Source organism: Fannyhessea vaginae DSM 15829, assembly GCF_000159235.2.
GTDB lineage: Bacteria > Actinomycetota > Coriobacteriia > Coriobacteriales > Atopobiaceae > Fannyhessea > Fannyhessea vaginae.
The window spans coordinates 21,474-38,370 of record NZ_ACGK02000005.1; the positions used below are offsets into that span (position 1 = coordinate 21,474).

General features: G+C 42.2%; 15 protein-coding genes. 6 read left to right on the forward strand and 9 right to left on the reverse strand.

The genetic code is table 11. The features are described 5' to 3' along the window. Positions 1–34: 34 nt before the first annotated feature. Positions 35–1,813 carry a threonine--tRNA ligase gene (thrS, locus tag HMPREF0091_RS05860; RefSeq protein WP_006303405.1) on the reverse strand — a complete coding sequence of 593 codons (1,779 nt, stop codon included), beginning with the start codon at positions 1,811–1,813 and terminating at the stop codon, positions 35–37. A 352-nt stretch (positions 1,814–2,165) separates the two neighbouring features. On the opposite strand from thrS, the gene HMPREF0091_RS05870 reads away from it, so the two are divergent. The 4 genes from HMPREF0091_RS05870 to HMPREF0091_RS05885 all read left to right on the forward strand — a co-directional run bounded on the left by HMPREF0091_RS05870 (position 2,166) and on the right by HMPREF0091_RS05885 (position 7,372). Then, a complete protein-coding gene (locus tag HMPREF0091_RS05870) occupies positions 2,166–3,518 on the forward strand; it encodes a C1 family peptidase (RefSeq protein ID WP_035434664.1) in 1,353 nt (450 codons plus the stop codon). Between the two features lie 274 nt (positions 3,519–3,792). Continuing rightward, on the forward strand, positions 3,793–4,626 hold the full coding sequence (locus HMPREF0091_RS05875; protein WP_035434667.1) for a coiled-coil domain-containing protein: 834 nt from the start codon (positions 3,793–3,795) through the stop codon (positions 4,624–4,626). Positions 4,627–4,864: 238 nt separating this feature from the next. Next, on the forward strand, positions 4,865–5,593 hold the full coding sequence (locus HMPREF0091_RS05880; protein ID WP_006303410.1) for a hypothetical protein: 729 nt from the start codon (positions 4,865–4,867) through the stop codon (positions 5,591–5,593). Between the two features lie 378 nt (positions 5,594–5,971). After that, entirely contained in the window at positions 5,972–7,372 is a 1,401-nt protein-coding gene (locus tag HMPREF0091_RS05885) for an MFS transporter (protein ID WP_006303411.1), read from the forward strand. Positions 7,373–7,406: 34 nt separating this feature from the next. Here the strand turns inward: HMPREF0091_RS05885 and HMPREF0091_RS05890 are convergent, their stop codons facing one another. Both HMPREF0091_RS05890 and HMPREF0091_RS05895 read right to left on the reverse strand, forming a co-directional pair. Then, positions 7,407–9,875 carry a phosphoketolase gene (locus tag HMPREF0091_RS05890; protein WP_006303412.1) on the reverse strand — a complete coding sequence of 823 codons (2,469 nt, stop codon included), beginning with the start codon at positions 9,873–9,875 and terminating at the stop codon, positions 7,407–7,409. A 277-nt stretch (positions 9,876–10,152) separates the two neighbouring features. Continuing rightward, positions 10,153–11,217, reverse strand: a complete 1,065-nt coding sequence (locus HMPREF0091_RS05895) for a LacI family DNA-binding transcriptional regulator (RefSeq protein WP_006303414.1) — start codon at positions 11,215–11,217, stop codon at positions 10,153–10,155. A gap of 336 nt (positions 11,218–11,553) precedes the next feature. On the opposite strand from HMPREF0091_RS05895, the gene HMPREF0091_RS05900 reads away from it, so the two are divergent. Together HMPREF0091_RS05900 and HMPREF0091_RS05905 are read left to right on the forward strand one after the other, a co-directional pair. After that, on the forward strand, positions 11,554–11,835 hold the full coding sequence (locus HMPREF0091_RS05900) for a type II toxin-antitoxin system RelB/DinJ family antitoxin (protein ID WP_006303415.1): 282 nt from the start codon (positions 11,554–11,556) through the stop codon (positions 11,833–11,835). A gap of 5 nt (positions 11,836–11,840) precedes the next feature. Next, positions 11,841–12,119, forward strand: a complete 279-nt coding sequence (locus tag HMPREF0091_RS05905) for a type II toxin-antitoxin system YafQ family toxin (protein WP_006303416.1) — start codon at positions 11,841–11,843, stop codon at positions 12,117–12,119. A gap of 96 nt (positions 12,120–12,215) precedes the next feature. Here HMPREF0091_RS05905 and HMPREF0091_RS05910 read toward each other — a convergent pair whose 3' ends face one another. The 6 genes from HMPREF0091_RS05910 to HMPREF0091_RS05935 form a co-directional block, all read right to left on the reverse strand. Continuing rightward, the gene (locus tag HMPREF0091_RS05910) at positions 12,216–12,722 is read right to left on the reverse strand and encodes a GNAT family N-acetyltransferase (RefSeq protein ID WP_006303417.1); all 507 of its coding nucleotides are present in this window, start codon (positions 12,720–12,722) and stop codon (positions 12,216–12,218) included. A gap of 113 nt (positions 12,723–12,835) precedes the next feature. After that, a complete protein-coding gene (locus HMPREF0091_RS05915) occupies positions 12,836–14,044 on the reverse strand; it encodes an ATP-binding protein (protein WP_006303418.1) in 1,209 nt (402 codons plus the stop codon). Between the two features lie 103 nt (positions 14,045–14,147). After that, positions 14,148–15,134: a helix-turn-helix domain-containing protein gene (locus HMPREF0091_RS05920; RefSeq protein ID WP_006303419.1), complete on the reverse strand. Its 987-nt coding sequence runs from the start codon at positions 15,132–15,134 to the stop codon at positions 14,148–14,150. Between the two features lie 497 nt (positions 15,135–15,631). Next, positions 15,632–16,051: a hypothetical protein gene (locus tag HMPREF0091_RS05925; protein WP_006303420.1), complete on the reverse strand. Its 420-nt coding sequence runs from the start codon at positions 16,049–16,051 to the stop codon at positions 15,632–15,634. After that, positions 16,048–16,266, reverse strand: a complete 219-nt coding sequence (locus HMPREF0091_RS05930; protein WP_006303421.1) for a helix-turn-helix transcriptional regulator — start codon at positions 16,264–16,266, stop codon at positions 16,048–16,050. The genes HMPREF0091_RS05925 and HMPREF0091_RS05930 overlap by 4 nt, the downstream gene beginning before the upstream one ends. A gap of 413 nt (positions 16,267–16,679) precedes the next feature. After that, positions 16,680–16,895 (reverse strand): hypothetical protein, encoded by a 216-nt coding sequence (locus HMPREF0091_RS05935; protein WP_006303422.1) that lies wholly within the window; start codon positions 16,893–16,895, stop codon positions 16,680–16,682. Positions 16,896–16,897: the final 2 nt, after the last annotated feature.

Consider the following 16,897-nt stretch of genomic DNA (forward strand, 5'->3'; position numbering starts at 1 on the left):
GTCTTTACGTTGTGACCTAGACTTTTATACTGCTCTAGTCTTCTTGATTGTCTTGACGAGAAGAAATTTGAGCTTGAAGCAGTGCAACAAAATCATCAAACGCATATTGCTTGGTGGTGTTGGTACGATCTCGTACCGAAATATTGCCTGCTTGAGCTTCTTGTTCGCCTACGATAAGCATATAGGGAACGCGGTCAATTGAGCGCGCCTCACGGATTTTATAGCCAATTTTTTCGTCGCGATCGTCCAGCTTTACTCTAATCTTAAGGTCGCGTAGTTTCTGCGTAAGTTCGCGTGCATATGCGCGTGTTTTTTCGGAAACTGGCAAAACCTTTACTTGCAAAGGTGCCAGCCATACAGGGAATTTGCCTTCGTACTGCTCAATAAGCATGCCAATAAAGCGCTCAAACGAACCAAAGCCTGCGCGGTGAATCATAATCGGGCGCTTCTTTTGACCGTCTTTGTCAACATATTCAAGGTTAAAGTTGTGTGGGAATTGGAAGTCAAGCTGAATAGTTCCACATTGCCACGTACGGCCTAAGCAGTCTTTAAGATGGAAGTCGATTTTTGGCCCATAAAAAGCGCCGTCGCCCTCGTTAATCGTATACTCAAGACCCATAGTTTCCAAAGCGTTGCGCAAGCCGTCTTCTGCAGTTTTCCAATCTTCGTCTGAGCCCATGGAATTTTCGGGGCGTGTAGACAGCTCAACTTTATACGGAAATCCAAATTGCTTGTAGTATGCGGTAATAAGGTGCGTAACCTCTGCAACTTCATCACAAATTTGATCGGGACGAATAAAGAGGTGCGCATCATCCTGCGTAAACTCACGAACGCGGAACAAGCCGTGAAGCGTACCTTTAAGCTCGTGACGGTGATCAAGACCTGCCTCTGCCAATTTAAGCGGCAAATCACGATACGAACGAGGTTTGTTCATATATACCAAACAAGCACCAGGACAGTTCATAGGCTTAATGGCAAAATCTTCTTCGTCAATTTTTGTGGTGTACATATTTTCTTTGTAGTGATCCCAATGACCAGATGTTTCCCACAATTTACGCGAAAGGATAACAGGCGTTTGAATTTGCTCGTAACCAAATTTTTCTTGCATTTCTTGCCAATAGTTCATGAGTGCATTGCGGATACGCATACCATTGGGCAACCAAAACGGAAAACCAGGGCCTGCTTCGTTGACCATAAACAGATCCATTTCGCGACCAATCTTTCTGTGGTCACGTTTTTCTGCTTCTGCCATAAGGCGTTCATGCTCGGCAAGCTCTTCTTTTGTTACAAATGCAACACCGGATATACGGGTAAGCATTTCGTTATCACTATTAGCTTTCCAATATGCACCCGAAACTCCCGTAAGCTTAAAAGCTTTTGCCATCTTGGTGTAGCACACATGCGGGCCGGTGCACATATCAACGTATTCACCTTGCTTATAGAAGGTAAGACGTGTGTCCTCAGGAAAATCGCCAATATGTTCTACCTTAAATTTCTCGCCACGCTCTTCAAGAAAAGCAATTGCTTGGGCGCGTGGCAATTCAAAAGTTTCAACTTTGAGATTCTCTTTTGAGATTTTTTTCATTTCTGCCTCAAGAGCAGGTAAATCATCTTCGCTGATTTTTACGCCCTCGGGGAATTCCATATCATAATAAAATCCTGTCTCGGTTGCAGGACCATATGCAAAGTGAGCCTGGGGATATAAACGTTTAACTGCCTGTGCCAACATATGTGCACATGAATGACGAATAACGTGCTCTTCCATGTCTTTAGGACATTCTTCCACGCGTCCATCGTTATAGAGAATCTTCATACTCTGCCTTTCCGCAGACAAGCATCCACAACATGCTTTTACTGCTTAAGCGAACTGTATAGGTATACATGCTGATTTACCGTTCAAACAATGAAATGTCCATTGGCTTGTACTATCAAAAAATTGCTACGTACGACAACTACGTAACAAACATTTTTGACACAACCCATTGCAATAAAAGGATTGTTGTACATGCAAACGGTAAGCAAACATGTATTCGTATTGCGAGTTTATCACAAGTCATGTGCTTTACGTCTTAAATATTCACTCGTATAAGGTACCTCCACATTGCATGATATGCTTACCTAACATGGCAGTGATTACTAACGCTGCGTACTTTAGGGAGGTTTTCATGAATTTTATGCACAGCATTTCTTCTGAAGATATTTTTCGCGCTCATCACAGCTTTGTTGATGAACGCGCAAATCAAGTTGCAAAAAATGCAGCAAGTTCTAACGGTGTACGAAAAGCAGCACGTGTACCCGAGGGCGTTGCGCAAAATACGCTTGATTTTGATATCGAAGTAACGCAAGGAAAGCGCTGCAATCAGCAGCGTTCTGGGCGTTGCTGGATGTTTGCGTCACTTAATACCATGCGCTACCGCATTATCAAAAAATATAATCTTGATACCTTTGAGCTTTCGCAAGCATATCCCCTCTTTTGGGACAAAATGGAAAAAAGTAACTGGTTTTTGGAGAACATCATCGACACCGTTGACGAAGATTTACACGGTCGCCTTGTTTCGTTTTTACTCACCGATCCTATTGGCGATGGTGGTCAATGGGATATGTTTAAGAGCCTGGTAAAAAAATATGGCGTGTGCCCCAAGGAAGCCATGCCCGAAACAGCAAATTCGTGCAACACATCAGACATGGATCGCTATTTAACTCGTTATTTGCGCGGTTGTGCGCATAATTTACGTGAAACGCACGAAGCAGGAGCGGCAGAGGAAGATCTCTACGAGATGAAAAAAGAGATGATGAACAACATTTATCATTTGCTTTCTATCTGTTTGGGCGAGCCTCCTGTATCCTTTGACGTTCGTATGCGCGATAAAGATCACAAGCTCGTACTTTCAGGAACATTTACACCGCAAGAATTTTTCAAGCGTGCTGTTGACATGAACCTTGATGATTATATTTCTCTTATTTCGGCACCAACTGCAGATAAACCGTTTGGTCATACCTACACGGTTTCTCGTTTGGGCAATGTTTGGGAAGATCACGGCGTGCGCTATCTCAATTTGGAGCCGTCCGAGCTTAAGCGCGTAGCTATTGCCCAGCTCAGCGATAACTTGCCTGTGTGGTTTGGTTGCGATGTAGCGCAATCGTACTTGCGCGATGAGGGTATGATGGATCTTGGTGCGCTTGATGTAGACGCGTTATTTGGCTTTGAGGTTGAAGGCTGCATGGATAAAGCTACACGCCTTGATTACGCAGAATCACTGATGACTCACGCTATGGTGCTTGAAGGTGTTCGTTTAGACGAAAACAAAAAGCCCGTTATGTGGAAAGTTGAAAACAGCTGGGGTAAAGACCACGGTCGTGACGGCTTTGATACCTTGTCGGATGCATGGTTTGATGAATATGTGTATCAGGTTGTTGTAGACATAAAGTATTTAACCGCCGAACAACGAGCTGTATTTGAGCAAGAAGAAGCGCGCGTACTTGAACCGTGGGATCCTATGGGTTCACTTGCACGATAGCTTGTATGATAGCTTGTGCGCGCCTACTTGCGCGATAGCTTGCACGATAGTTTGCGGTCCTATTCATGTATACGCAGCACTTGCATAAGCGTGACATCCTAACAGGATATCTTCATTCTTTTCTGATCTTTGTATATGGGCACATCGAGAACATGACGATGTGCCCATATTATTCACATGTTGAACACACACAAAAAATCCTTTAGGAAATATTTAGTTGCTCATGTAAACTATTTTTCCTAGTGTAAAGCAAACGATCCAGATAAGGATGAACATGAAAAATATACACCGCATTGGAGCAGTTATCGCAGGTTTAGCTCTTGCATATCCGGCACCGCTTGCTATGGCAGTTACTCAAAACACAGCAAGCAATCAAGCACAAACTATCGCTGCAACACAGCCAGCACGAGTTGTTACACAAGATGATGTTAACGAGGCACAAAAAAAGCTTGAAGACGCCAATAATAAAGTCCTGCAAACACAAAAAGAGCTTAAAGATGCACAAGGCAAACTTGATGGCGCTCAAAAAGATTTAGCAGAAAAGCAAAAGCTTGCTCAAACTGCCGAGGAAGAAAATAAACAACTTCCTGCGGTTGATGAAGCTGAGTTGAAAAAAGAACAAGGCGAATTAGACACGCTCAAAGCAGCACAAGAGCAGGCGAAAAATGACAAAGATGCCGCCGATAATGATGTGAAAACAAAAGAGGAAGCCCACACAGCACTCGCAGAGAAAAAAGATAAAACCCAAAAAGACCACGAGACAACCGTAGAAGCTGGTAAAAAGCTTGCAAGCGATAAGAACGACGCACAGGAAAAAGTAACTCAAGCTACAAAAGCCTTAGAAGCAAAAGTTAAAGAGCACGAAACTAAGCTGAATAACATTCAAAAAGAACTTGAACAAAAAACAAACGAGTTCAATGGTCTTGAACAAGACAAAACTTCTAAAGAAACCGAACTCAAAGCAAAAGAAGCTGAGCTGAAAAAACAAGAAGACATTTCAAAAGCAAAAGATACAGAAGCAAAACAAGCAGAAGCTCAACTGCAAACATTGAACGGTAAAACGGCTGGATTAGAAGCCAACAAAAAAAACAAAAGAACAAGATGTTAAAGATATCGAAAACGGTACAAAAGTTGGCAATTTACAAACAGCACAAACTGAAGCTGCGCGAGCTGCACAAGCTTTAACAGAAAATCAGAACGCCATTCAGGCACAAACACGAAAGAAAACAGCTGCTGAAGAGGCAAAGCGTCAGGCAGATGCACAAGTAGCCGCTCTTAAACAACCTATTGAAGATCTGAAAAAAGGACTTCATACCACTAATTTTAATTTCAACTTCAAAAAGGCAGTGAAACAACAAAAAGAGACCGAACTCACCCAAGCAAAAGAAAAAGCAAATCAAGAAAAGCAACCACTTGAAGCAGCAAAGAATCAAGCAGATGCTCAACTTGCAGACCTTACTCAAAAAGTAGAGGAAAATACGCGTCTTGCGGCTCAACAACTTGCAAGTGCAAATGAAGCAAGCACCCAAGAGGCAAACGCTGCACGCCAGCTCGAAGAAGCTAAAACAAATGCGCAGACTGCTCAAACAACGCTTGAGGAAAAAACGCAAGCATACAAAGATAAAAAGAGCACCGTTGATGAAATGCAGGAGAGGTTTAACACTAAAGCTGCTGCTCAAAAGAAAGAAGATTTTGCCAAAAAGGATGCTGTAGAAGCTCAAACAACACTTGATACGCTGAATCAAACAATAACAGCTAAAACTGCGGAACTCGAGACTGCAAAACAGGCTGCAACGCAAGCACAAACCGCTTTTGAGCAAATTAAACAACAAGCACAAGCTCAGCAAAACCAACAGCCCCAACCAGACCAGAACGACAAACAAGGTCAAGGCGCAGCAGATGGAAAGCATGATGGCAATAACGACAAACACACAACTAACAAGTCGTCTCAACCTAAACACATGAGCAGCTCTCCCAAAACAGCGGATTCAACTTCTATTTCGCTTGGTTTTGGCCTTCTTTCGCTCGGTATGAGTGCAATAAGCTTGGGTCTTATGAAAAAACGCAAAAAGTAATCAAATTGCTTGCGTACACACTATGCGCAACTTGTAACGCAACAATCGCGCACGTACAGCTTTTTGGTTAATGCGATATGTAAATTTTTATCCACCCTTTGATAGTCAAGGGGTGGATTTTTATACAAACGATATTCAAAGCGCAGGAATCTTCTCTATCATACCCATGTATCCATCACCGCAGAAACTCTATGCACCATAACTCTTAAGAACGTGTTTGTTCGTTCAATCATGCATACCACAAACAAAGATAACCGCGCATATTTTCTAGCATTTTTTTGTTATATCTATGATGTGCGCATTAAACCCGCCAAACTAGAGCATTCTTAACTATGCACCTTTACCGTGTAAAGGACTTGTTAACGAAAGGACACTCGCTTGTCACAAGAAATCTCTTCGAGTACGTTTCCGCATAGGCTCAATCAAGCTCACACACATGTACATGACACCACCGCAAACTCTCATCAAGAACCTGCAGAGGAACTGAACGAACACTCTAAGCAAGAACCCGCGGTGGCTATGAACGTAATATCTCGCCAAGAACCTACACAGCCTATAAACACAAACCATACTCATCAATCCATTTATACGCGCGATGTAATTTTGGTTATGGCAGCATCATTTTTCTTTATGTTTTCTACTATGCTGGTAACGCCGCTCATTAATGGCTACGCCCTTACGCTTGGCGTAAGCGCAGTTATTGCCGGAATCATTACCGGATCAATGAGCGTAGTTTCTCTTTTCTTGCGTCCTATAGCCGGAAACATTACCGACCGTTTTTCTAAATATCGGCTATCTTGTATTGCAGGCGTACTTATTTTTATAGGTGTTGTTGGCTATTGTATTGCTCCTAACGGATTTTGGCTTATTATCTTTAGACTTATTAACGGTACGGGCTTTGTGCTTGCAACAGTATGTATGACTACGTGGTTAGGTTTTCTTGTTCCGCGCAATCACGTGGGCGAGGCTATGGGCTTTTACGGGCTTATGAATGCTCTTGCTATGGCAATCGCTCCTGCAGTTGGAATTTATTTTTATAAAATTATCGGCTACCGAGAAGCCCTTATGTTAGCAGCTGGTGCCGCATTCATCATGCTAATTGTTATCCAATTTGTAAGCAATCACGCATACCCTGTTGCACAACACACAAGCTGCGCGACCTCTACAAACACATGTTCTATTGAATCAAAAGTGCCGTGGAGAAACGTTAAGATCCTTCAAAAAGACGCGTTTCCTATTACGTTATTTATGATTTGTTTTTCTATACCCTACTTTGCAACGCAAGCCGATTTGGTTGAATACGTGGCGGACGCGTCACTTGAAGTATCAAGCGGTCTATTCTTTATAATATACGCAATTGCGCTGCTCATCATACGTGTTGTCTTCAAAAAATACTTTGATTTAGTAAGGTTTGGCATATGGTTTTGGATAAGCACCATTGCTATGGCAGGATATTTGCTTATGATGTCGTTCATGTCTAACGACATTCTTATGAGTATTGCCGCGATTCTGTTATCAATTGGATACGGCGTTATTTATTCGGTAAACCAATCAACTGCCATGATGCTCGCTCCTCGAAGCGAACAAGGTCTTGCAAGTTCAACATTTTATATTGGTCTTGATATTGGCATGGCTACAGCACCAATGATTGGCGGTGTATTGGCAACGTGTGTTCCTCACGCACTATTTTTCCCTGCTATGCTTGTGTTATTGCCGCTTGCTTGTATGGTATATGGGTGCTATCGCACGAGTTTGAATAACGCTATCAATCACGATTAACACCGCCAGCTAAAACAGCAACAAGCAGCGCGCTCTAATCTTTAGCCACGCTTGGATAAGACGTAGCTGCAGGATCATCGTAACCATGTTCAAGGGTAAAACGATACAGTTGTTCTCGATATGCAAGAATTTCTTGGCGCGCAGTTTTCCACAACGGTTTTGCACAGCTGTGAACCAACGCTCTTTGTGCATTAAGAATTTGTAACGCATGAGCTGCAAGCGCAAATCTATCCATCTGGTTCATATGAAGCATGTCAAAAAACGTTGTTGTTGAACCTAGGTCTTGATAGCCGTGTACGTAAAAATTACTACTATGAGGACGACCCCATATGAGGCGATATATGGTGCCTACATACGCGTGAAACGCAAACAAAACGGGTTTATCAGCTGAAAAAAGCTCGGTGAATTCCTCATCGGTAAGCGCAGTGTCATTTTCTTCATGTCTTTGAAGTGCGCATAAATTAAGCACATTCACAAACTTAAAATGAACACCTTGACGGCGAAGTATATCTGCAGCTGCTAAAGTTTCGATAGTAGGAACATCACCGCAGGTTGCAAGTACCAAATCAAAGTTGCCATGCGCGTCTGTATGCGATGCCCACGTCCATTCAAGCACACCGCGTGCAAGTTCCAAACGCGCTTCGTCAAGCGTAAGCCAAACAGGAATTTGCTGCTTTCCTGCAAATATCACATTGACGCAATCGGTGGCAGTATAGGCTTGTTGCGCCACCGCCAACAAAAGATTGGCGTCACATGGGTAATATATATGTATAACATGCTCGTTATTACAAGATTTATTGAGAAGCGTGTCCACAATACCTGGATCTTGATGTGTAAAGCCGTTATGTTCCTGACGCCAAACGTGAGAGGTAAGCAAAATATTGAGCGAAGAAATGGGCTTTCGCCAAGAAACCTCACGCCTTAGTGCTTCAAGCCATTTAATATGTTGGCTGATCATAGAGGCTGTAATCTGCGCAAACGCCTCATAGCTCACCCAAATTCCATGACGACCTGTAAGCACATAGCCTTCCAATAAACCTTCGCACTGGTGCTCGGAAAGTTGCTCAATAACACTACCTGTTTGCGAAAGTTCTCCGTCGTTTTCGAGGTCTTTATCTATATCCACGTACCATTGTTTATGAGTTGCACGATAAATTGACTGAAAACGATTAGAAGCAATCTCATCGGGGCCAAATACGCGAAACATCTGTGGATTGTTTTGCAAAAGCTTGGCGGTATACAAACCAAGTACATACGTTGGCGAAGCGCAGAGCGCTCCACGCTGCGATGTATCAGGCGCTAGCTTATACAAATCAAGCGATGGCAGCGTAAGCGCACACCGAACACGTCCTGCGTCTGCGCAAGGGTTGGAACCTATCCGCAGGTCACCTTGTGGCAAAATACGAGTAACTTGCTTAGATAAGGTACCATCTTTTTCAAAAATCTCTTGTGGACGATACGAAGCCATCCATGCACAAAAATCATCAAAATGCGTAAGCGTTTCATCTGCCGCGGCAAAGGGCACTTGATGAGAACGCCAAGAATCTTCAAACTTTTGACCATCAATATATGTTGGACACGTCCATCCCTTTGGGGTTTTAAAAATAAGCACCGGATATGATGGTCTCTCGTGAAACCCCTGCTTTGCATGCTCTTTTATTGAACAGAGCTCAGCAAAAATTTCTTCAAATAACGCTACAAAGCGTTTATGAATTGACAGTGCGTCTTCTTCATCAAAACCCGCAACAAACGTATATGGGCGATACCCCATACCTTTAAAATAATCATCGCGTTCCTGCAGTGAAACACGCGCCAAAATGGACGGATTTGAAATTTTGTAACCATTGAGGTGCACAATTGGCAATACGAGGCCATCAGTTTGTGGATTTATAAATTTATTGGTTTGCCAACTTGCAGCTAAAGGGCCTGTTTCGCACTCTCCATCGCCAATAATAGGAATTGCCAACAGCGAAGGATTATCCAAAACGGCACCAAAGGCGTGGGAAAGAACATAGCCGAGCTCTCCCCCTTCGTGAATTGAACCTGGCGTATGCGGACCATGATTAGAAGGAAAGCCCAAAGGAAATGAATACGCGCGACAAAGCCGCTCCAAACCTTGCTCGTTTTGAGGGATATCGGGATACACTTCCGACAGGCTACCATCGATAAAAGCCTCTGCATTTCCTGCAGGTCCACCATGACCTGGTCCCATAAGTACAACCGTGTTTTGACCATGATCACGAATAAACCGATTGATGTGCGCATATAAGAAATTAAGCCCGGGAATGGTTCCCCAATGCCCCATAAGCCTATGCTTTATGTCGCGTGGGCTTAAGCCGCCCTTCATCAAAGGATTGCTGAAAAGATAGATTTGACCTGCGCTTATATAATTTGCACATCGCCAATACGCGTCAAGTGACGCTAAGGTTTGCGCCGACGAACACTCCTGTTTACGTATGCCGAGCGGCTTATACCAAGGTGTTCCAAGCACGGGCTGAGCCAAATCTTTCCCCTCCTTTTACAAAACATACACTTTTAAGTGCCATACACTTTTAAGCAAAAACTTACGATACTACCCACAAAAATAGACACCTTGCAACAAACGCCGCGTGTAAAGGCGCCGATACTCAGCATCAACGAGCGCTACCCATACACAAAACAGCAAATGTTAGACATCAAAACAGCAGCGCTGTGCAGCGTATGCACATATAAGAAATATTATACGTATTAGCAGACCAAGATGAGAAGTTCTCACATACGCCTCATAACAAGGGTGCCCGCTACAAATTTTGAACACTTGCCTTTTCTACCAACACGGGATTAAGCATAATATCAAAAGGAGCACGTGCGGGGTCCTCATCGCATGCGTCGGCTTCATCGCATGCGTTGCTCTTATCGTGTTTGTCAACACACACCCGTTTAAGCATGGTATCAAACGACGCTTGAGCTAGTTCAGAAACGTTTTGCTCAACAGAAGTTAAGGCAGGCTCAAACAGCGCGTCAGCTGCAGAGTTATCGTAGCTCACAACCGAATAATCGCGCGGAACTCGCAAGTTTGTTTGATATAAGTAACGAAGAAGCCCTAAAGCAATGTTATCACTACTTGCAAAAACAGCCGTTGCGCCAAGATGTGCCAGCGCATGAGAAGCATTGTACGCATCTTCAATATAATATCTACTTGGTAAAATCAAAGAATCATCAAAAGCAACGCCATATTCTTGCAGCGCGCGCTTATAGCCATTAAGACGCCTTTGACCCGTTAGGGAATCTGCGTTAATAAGCGCTGCAATGCGGCGGTGATTATGAGCAAGCAGGTAATGCGTGGCAAGATAGCCGCCTAATTCATTATTGAAATACACTTTATCGCACGCAAGACCAGCAATGGTACGGTCAACCATAACGTAAGGAACGCTTAAGTGCAAAAGCGTTTGCTTAAACTCTTCGGTAGCAGATAGCTCATCAGAAGAAATAATAAAAATGCCATCTACTCCGCGCTGAATCAAAAGCGAAACAAGCTCGCTATCATGCGTGGAACTTTCGTCTGAATTGGTGATAAATAAGGCATAGCCGTTTTCGCGGCACTTAAGTTCAAGATGTTTAGCAAACGACGAAAAAAATCGGCTTTCGATATTAGGAACGATCAAACCCAAAGTATGCGAACGTTGAGTAACCAAACTCCGTGCAATTTGATTGGGTTTGTAGTGATTTTGCCGCGCAATGTCTAAAATAAGACGACGTTTTTCGTCGCTTACTCGAACATCACGGCCGTTAAGGAGCAGTGAAACCACCGTAATAGAAACGCCTGCTTGCTCGGCAATATCTTTAAGACGCAATTTCTTTGCCATAGAGTTCCCACATTCTTGGTATGTCTACCTATTGGCTTTCATGCAGCCAATTAACTCGTTTGTATAGTATAGCTGTTATAGGATAGCTTGTATATCGTTTGGGAAAACACCTGCACGCTATACAATACGGATTGAGTGGTCAGCATGGATAAAGATTTGGTTTGCTGTTGATTCCAAAACTTAGCCGAACATTACAGGGCGGCGCGGACAAAAAGCAGGATAGTTTGGCACTCGGCACATATCTCGTATGTAGCACAAGAAATAGAAATTTCATCTGTTTATCGCTTGACAACGTATACCGTTCGTATCATAATCGTATTAAAAGGAGCTGATACTATGGCAACAAGTCCTACTCAAATTCGTATTGATAGTACTGTCAAAAAAGACGCAAATGAACTGTTTAGCGAACTCGGCATCGATATGTCAAGTGCCGTAAACATTTTCTTGCGCCAGTGCATTTTGCGCGGCGGCCTTCCATTTAAAGTAGAAGTCCCAAAGTATAATGCCGAAACACTGGCTGCTATGCAAGAAGCACGCGATATCATATCAGGTAAAATTCAAGCAACATCCTATAACACCACAGATGAGCTTTTGAAAGCTCTCAACGCAGAGGATTAGGTTATATGCTTAAACTTCAAGCAACTTCTAAGTTTCGCAAGGACTACAAGCGGATTAAAAAGCGAGGCCTTGATATATCTTCACTTCAAGAGGTGCTTGACAAACTCTGTGCTGGGGAAACACTAGACCTAAAGCACAAAGACCACGCTCTTACTGGATCTTACCAAGGGTTTAGAGAATGCCACATCCAACCAGACTGGCTTTTGATTTATGCCATTCACGAAGACGAGCTTATACTCGTTGCGTCTCGCACAGGCAGTCATGCTGATTTATTTAATATGTAGCAAGGATGGAAGCCTAACATGCACCAACCTAATCAGCTTTTGACATCAAGCAGGCGTTCTCAGCGCGGGTCGAGAGCGCGGGTAGTACATCTACTTCTATAGAGTAATCCAATACCTTCTTGTTGTAACATTTCCCCTTGATAAGCTATTTTTCACTTTGTTTTCCAAAATTCCACCATTATTTTCTATAACCTTTATTGACCCGATATTGTCATCATCGCATGTAATCAAAACCTTATGCAGATTCAAAGTCTCTTTGCAATATGTAAGTGCCATAGAAAGCATTTTTGTTCCATAGCCCTTCATACATTCAGATTGCCTAATTTCGTACCCTATGTGACCGCCATAGTTAATTAAAAAAGAATTTAATTCGTGCCTAATACCAATTTCACCAATAAATTTTTCATTATCTATCAGCCAAAATGTAGTAGCTCTCACATAATTTGCAGGTAAATTTATACCATGCTCAAAATTATAAGAACGCTCTATAATTGTTTCATAGTCTCTAAAACGTCTTTCAGCATGCGGTCTAAAGCGTTCATCTTCTTCATTTGCTTCTATATAACTTTGGATATATTTCTTATCTGGTCTAATTAATCTCATACGTGCTCCTTATTCCTAATATGCAAGTCTTTAAAATTAGAACCATACTAGTCTTTTGAGCTTTCATAATGTCATCGCGAAACTTAATCTACATAAGAGCAAAATCAGGCACCTTACGCGTCTTTCTCCAGTAGAAAATCTGGTAAATATTTGTGTATAATGCCTTCTTGCGAAAAATCTATTGTGTCCATCGACAAAACGAATTTAGGATAATTATCCTTAACCAATCGATAAACACCAAATTCTCTACTACGAGTCTCTTCATTACCCATTAAATAAGAGACTTGATAATACTCAGTTTTATCTTGCCTCGTAGCAATGAAGTCGATTTCTTGATTGTTAATACGACCAACTTGAACTTGAAAGCCACGAGACAAAAGCTCAATATAGACGATATTTTCCAGAATACGTTCAATTGATGCAACATTTGAAAAACCTACTGCTTGCCTAAAGCCATGATCCGTTACATAGTATTTTTCCTCAACCGTCAATAACTTTTTTCCGACACTGTCATAGCGTGGAGCTTTTTTTAGAAGATATGCGGCTTGGCAAAAATTCAAGTAATTCAAAATGGTGTCCACTGACACTTTACGACCTTCGCTCATAAAATATTTACGTAAGCTATTGGCCGAAAAACTTTGTCCAATATTATCTAAACAAAAAAGTAAAATGCGATTAAACACGTCGACATCTCGGATTGAATTGTATTCAAGTATATCCTTGACAACAACAGTATTGTAGATATCGGTTAAATACTTAAAACTCGGCTCTTCTTCTCCATTAAAATAATGAAGAGGGGGCATGCCGCCAATCTTGATATATAGCTGAAATAATTCCTGTATGCTTAAATTCAAAGTTTGATACAAATTTACAAATTCGCTAAAAGTAAAAGGCAACACCTCAAAACTCACGTAACGCCCTGCAAGCAAGGTAGCAAGCTCGCCGGACAATAATTTTGAGTTAGAGCCGGTCAAATAGATATCGCAATCATAATCAACTCTAAGTGCATTTATGACACGCTCCCAGTGAGTGACTAACTGAATTTCATCGAAGAAAAAATATATTTTACCTTCGATTTGTTGACTACGTGTTGCAATTAACTTTTGCAGGTCAAGATCGTTTTTGACCGATAAGTATTGAGCTGATTCTAAATTAATATAAATAATATGACTTGTGGGAACGTCTGTAAGTAACTCAGATTGAATCATGTTTAACAAAGTGGATTTTCCCACGCGCCTCATACCTGTAATCACCTTCACAATAGGCTTGTCAATAAAAGGTTTGATCTTATTAAGATATTTGTTACGTACTATGTATGACATAACATCGTACCTTTCGATTACAGTTTTTTGCTTACGCTATCGATTATAGTCGATAAACCTATTGATTCTTACATTTATTTCTATTATAAACGAAACAAGTCATTTATTTCTTTCCGAGCCTCCACGCTTTGAGCACCGCTTTTATTACTCTGTAAGTCAATGCGGCTAACGGCCAAACGATCCAGCCTTTTCTCCAATCGGACGTGATGAAACTATAGGCTAAATAAATGAAGATAATTATAATCCAGTAAGCTTCGAGCAATACCCTAATCTTTTCAGGATAGACAGTCTTTTTCTTTGGTTGCAGCAAACGGTAATAGGACGAGCGGACAATATTCGCCTGTACGAATAAATAAACAGCTGCTGCCACCAGAACAATAGCAATAACTACAAAAAAGCCGGATGAAAGTTGATAAAATTCCGGCGCTATATCCGAAATTATAAGAAAAATAAAGGCAACCATACATAAAACGACACCGCTGACCGTCCGCAGCACATACGACGGCATGAACCTCTCCAAGCGTTCTTTGAGCACACTGTCAACGCCGTAAGCTGTTTCAAAGTCCTCTTTTTCCAAATATTGATAACGCTTTCCGTGGAAACTCTGAATAATAAAAATAACTACAGCTACGGTAACAATCGCAACGCTAAAGGCTAAGCCCAAAGTTTTACCGACTTGCGCATGTACGGTGGGAGAAAGCAAAAGCTCGCTGCCGATCATGGGGATTGCCGCCAGAATACAAAGAAGAACACCTAGAGCAACATAGGCGGCAAATGATATTCTGTGAGTAATATAAGCGGTGGCTTCTTCCAGCTTAATTACCCGCATGCGAACACCGGCTTCTTCCTGGCAGGCATTTTCATCTGCGTCGACGTTGTTCCCCATAACATCAATTTCATCTTTTACCAGAAGATCAGTACTAACACCGAACAAACGGCTCAATGCAATTATCCGCTCCATATCCGGGATACTTTGTGCGCCTTCCCATTTGGAAACAGATTGGCGACTGACGCCCAATTTGTCCGCCAATTCCTCCTGCGACCAACCGTTTTGTTTACGCAGTTCCAATATTTTATCTGCTAAAATCATAAAAATATCTCCATTTCAAACTCGAATTCATCATGATGATTATGGCGAAATTATAGATGAAACAGCAGTTGCATACTAGCAAGTGCGGTTGGCAATTGCCGTTGAAAGCGCAATTTCTGCCGACAAATGAGCGCAACCGACCGCCAATTCAAATTTTCAGAACAGCTTCCAGACATAATTGCAAAGCGGGCGCAATCGAATCTTCACCCCAACTGCGTCCGTCATAACGTGAAATACGTGTTACCAAGGCACAAAGGACAACAAAATATTTAGTGTACGTGAAGCAATTTTTTGCTGTGTGCCTTTTCTGCGAAAAAGTGCCAGTTAACCATTTTGGGCGTAAATTCCAACTCCAACTTGAATTTAACGCCCAAACGAGGATACATACCGTGGCGTGTGTGAAACCACCTCGTAGCACGGTCGTTTTGATACTACGTTCGCTATTCTCTTGTGATGCTCACGTCGTGTTATTGTTCCCGTTTGCTGTGCGTAGGTTGTTAGAGATCTCTTCTCCAGTTATTCGCCACCAAATTCGCCAAATTAGCTTTATTGTCTTTGTTGACTCTTCCCCAGAAGTTAACTTCATATCCCATGTTTTTACCAAGATGCAAGAAACGAATAACTTTATGCGCCCACCATGGTTTAAGGCTCAATTCTTCAATTTCATGCCACGGCATTAGAACAAAATCGCTCTTTAGCGGTGTGCCCAGTTCTTTTTCGTAAATGCCTTTGGGGCTAAAATACACAATGAATTGGCGGCTGCTATCTGTTGCGTAGTACAGCGAATTGATGAAAAGTTTGATGATGTCGCTTTGCCAGTTGTTGTGCTTCACGACCACCAAATAATGTTCCGTGTCGCCAAAAGCCTCTTGTACCTGCGATCTAAGTTCGTCCATGTCATACATAAAAAGGCTCATGATTCACTCCAATCACTGAGTATGAATACTTCTTTGATGTCTTTTCCTAACACGAGAGAAATTTTGTACGCTGTTTCTAAGGTGGGGCTGATAATGTTGTTCTCGTACGCCATAATTGACCTGCGCTTTAGACCGACAGCTTTTGCCAGGCGGTGTTGCGACAGCCCTTTTTCTTTGCGGAATACCGCTATCCTATTTGTGATGACAACTTCCATATGAACGCCTTTTGGTTACATTTATAGTACTATGGTGCTATTTATAGTACCATCTTTAAGGCAACTGTCAACCGTTTTTTGCTTGCTACGGATAATTTGGCAACATTTTATTCCAGTATTTGTCCGGTTTGCATTCTTGTATTTGGACATTCACTATTCTATAGTTTGCATATTCGATACAAACCCCAGCAAGCAACTTATTAGACTCAGGAACCTTATTTTCCGGAATAACCAGCAAGCCCCCACCGTGAGAAAGCAAATAATGTAGGGAACTTTTTTAGCGTAGCATTTTATATGACTGCTATGTTATTTTTATGCAGCCAAGAGTCTAAGCCTGTATGGAACTGGACTTATCCATCCTAGTTTTCTTTATGTTCATTAGATTTTCCTAAAAATAAAACAATTCTGGAGCTTTATTCCATATCAGATTTGCGATACGGTGTAAACGTAATGAAGAAGCAGAGCGCTTCACCTACAAGAAACATTGCAAGCCGCGCAACCTTTTGAGGCATCGCACCGAGGTACTTCGCAAGGATCAACGCGCACACCGCACGCGCACAACGTGCACCATCGCAAGGCTGCAACTGTGCAACGTGCAACTCGCATACCGCAAGCTTGCAACCGCACATCG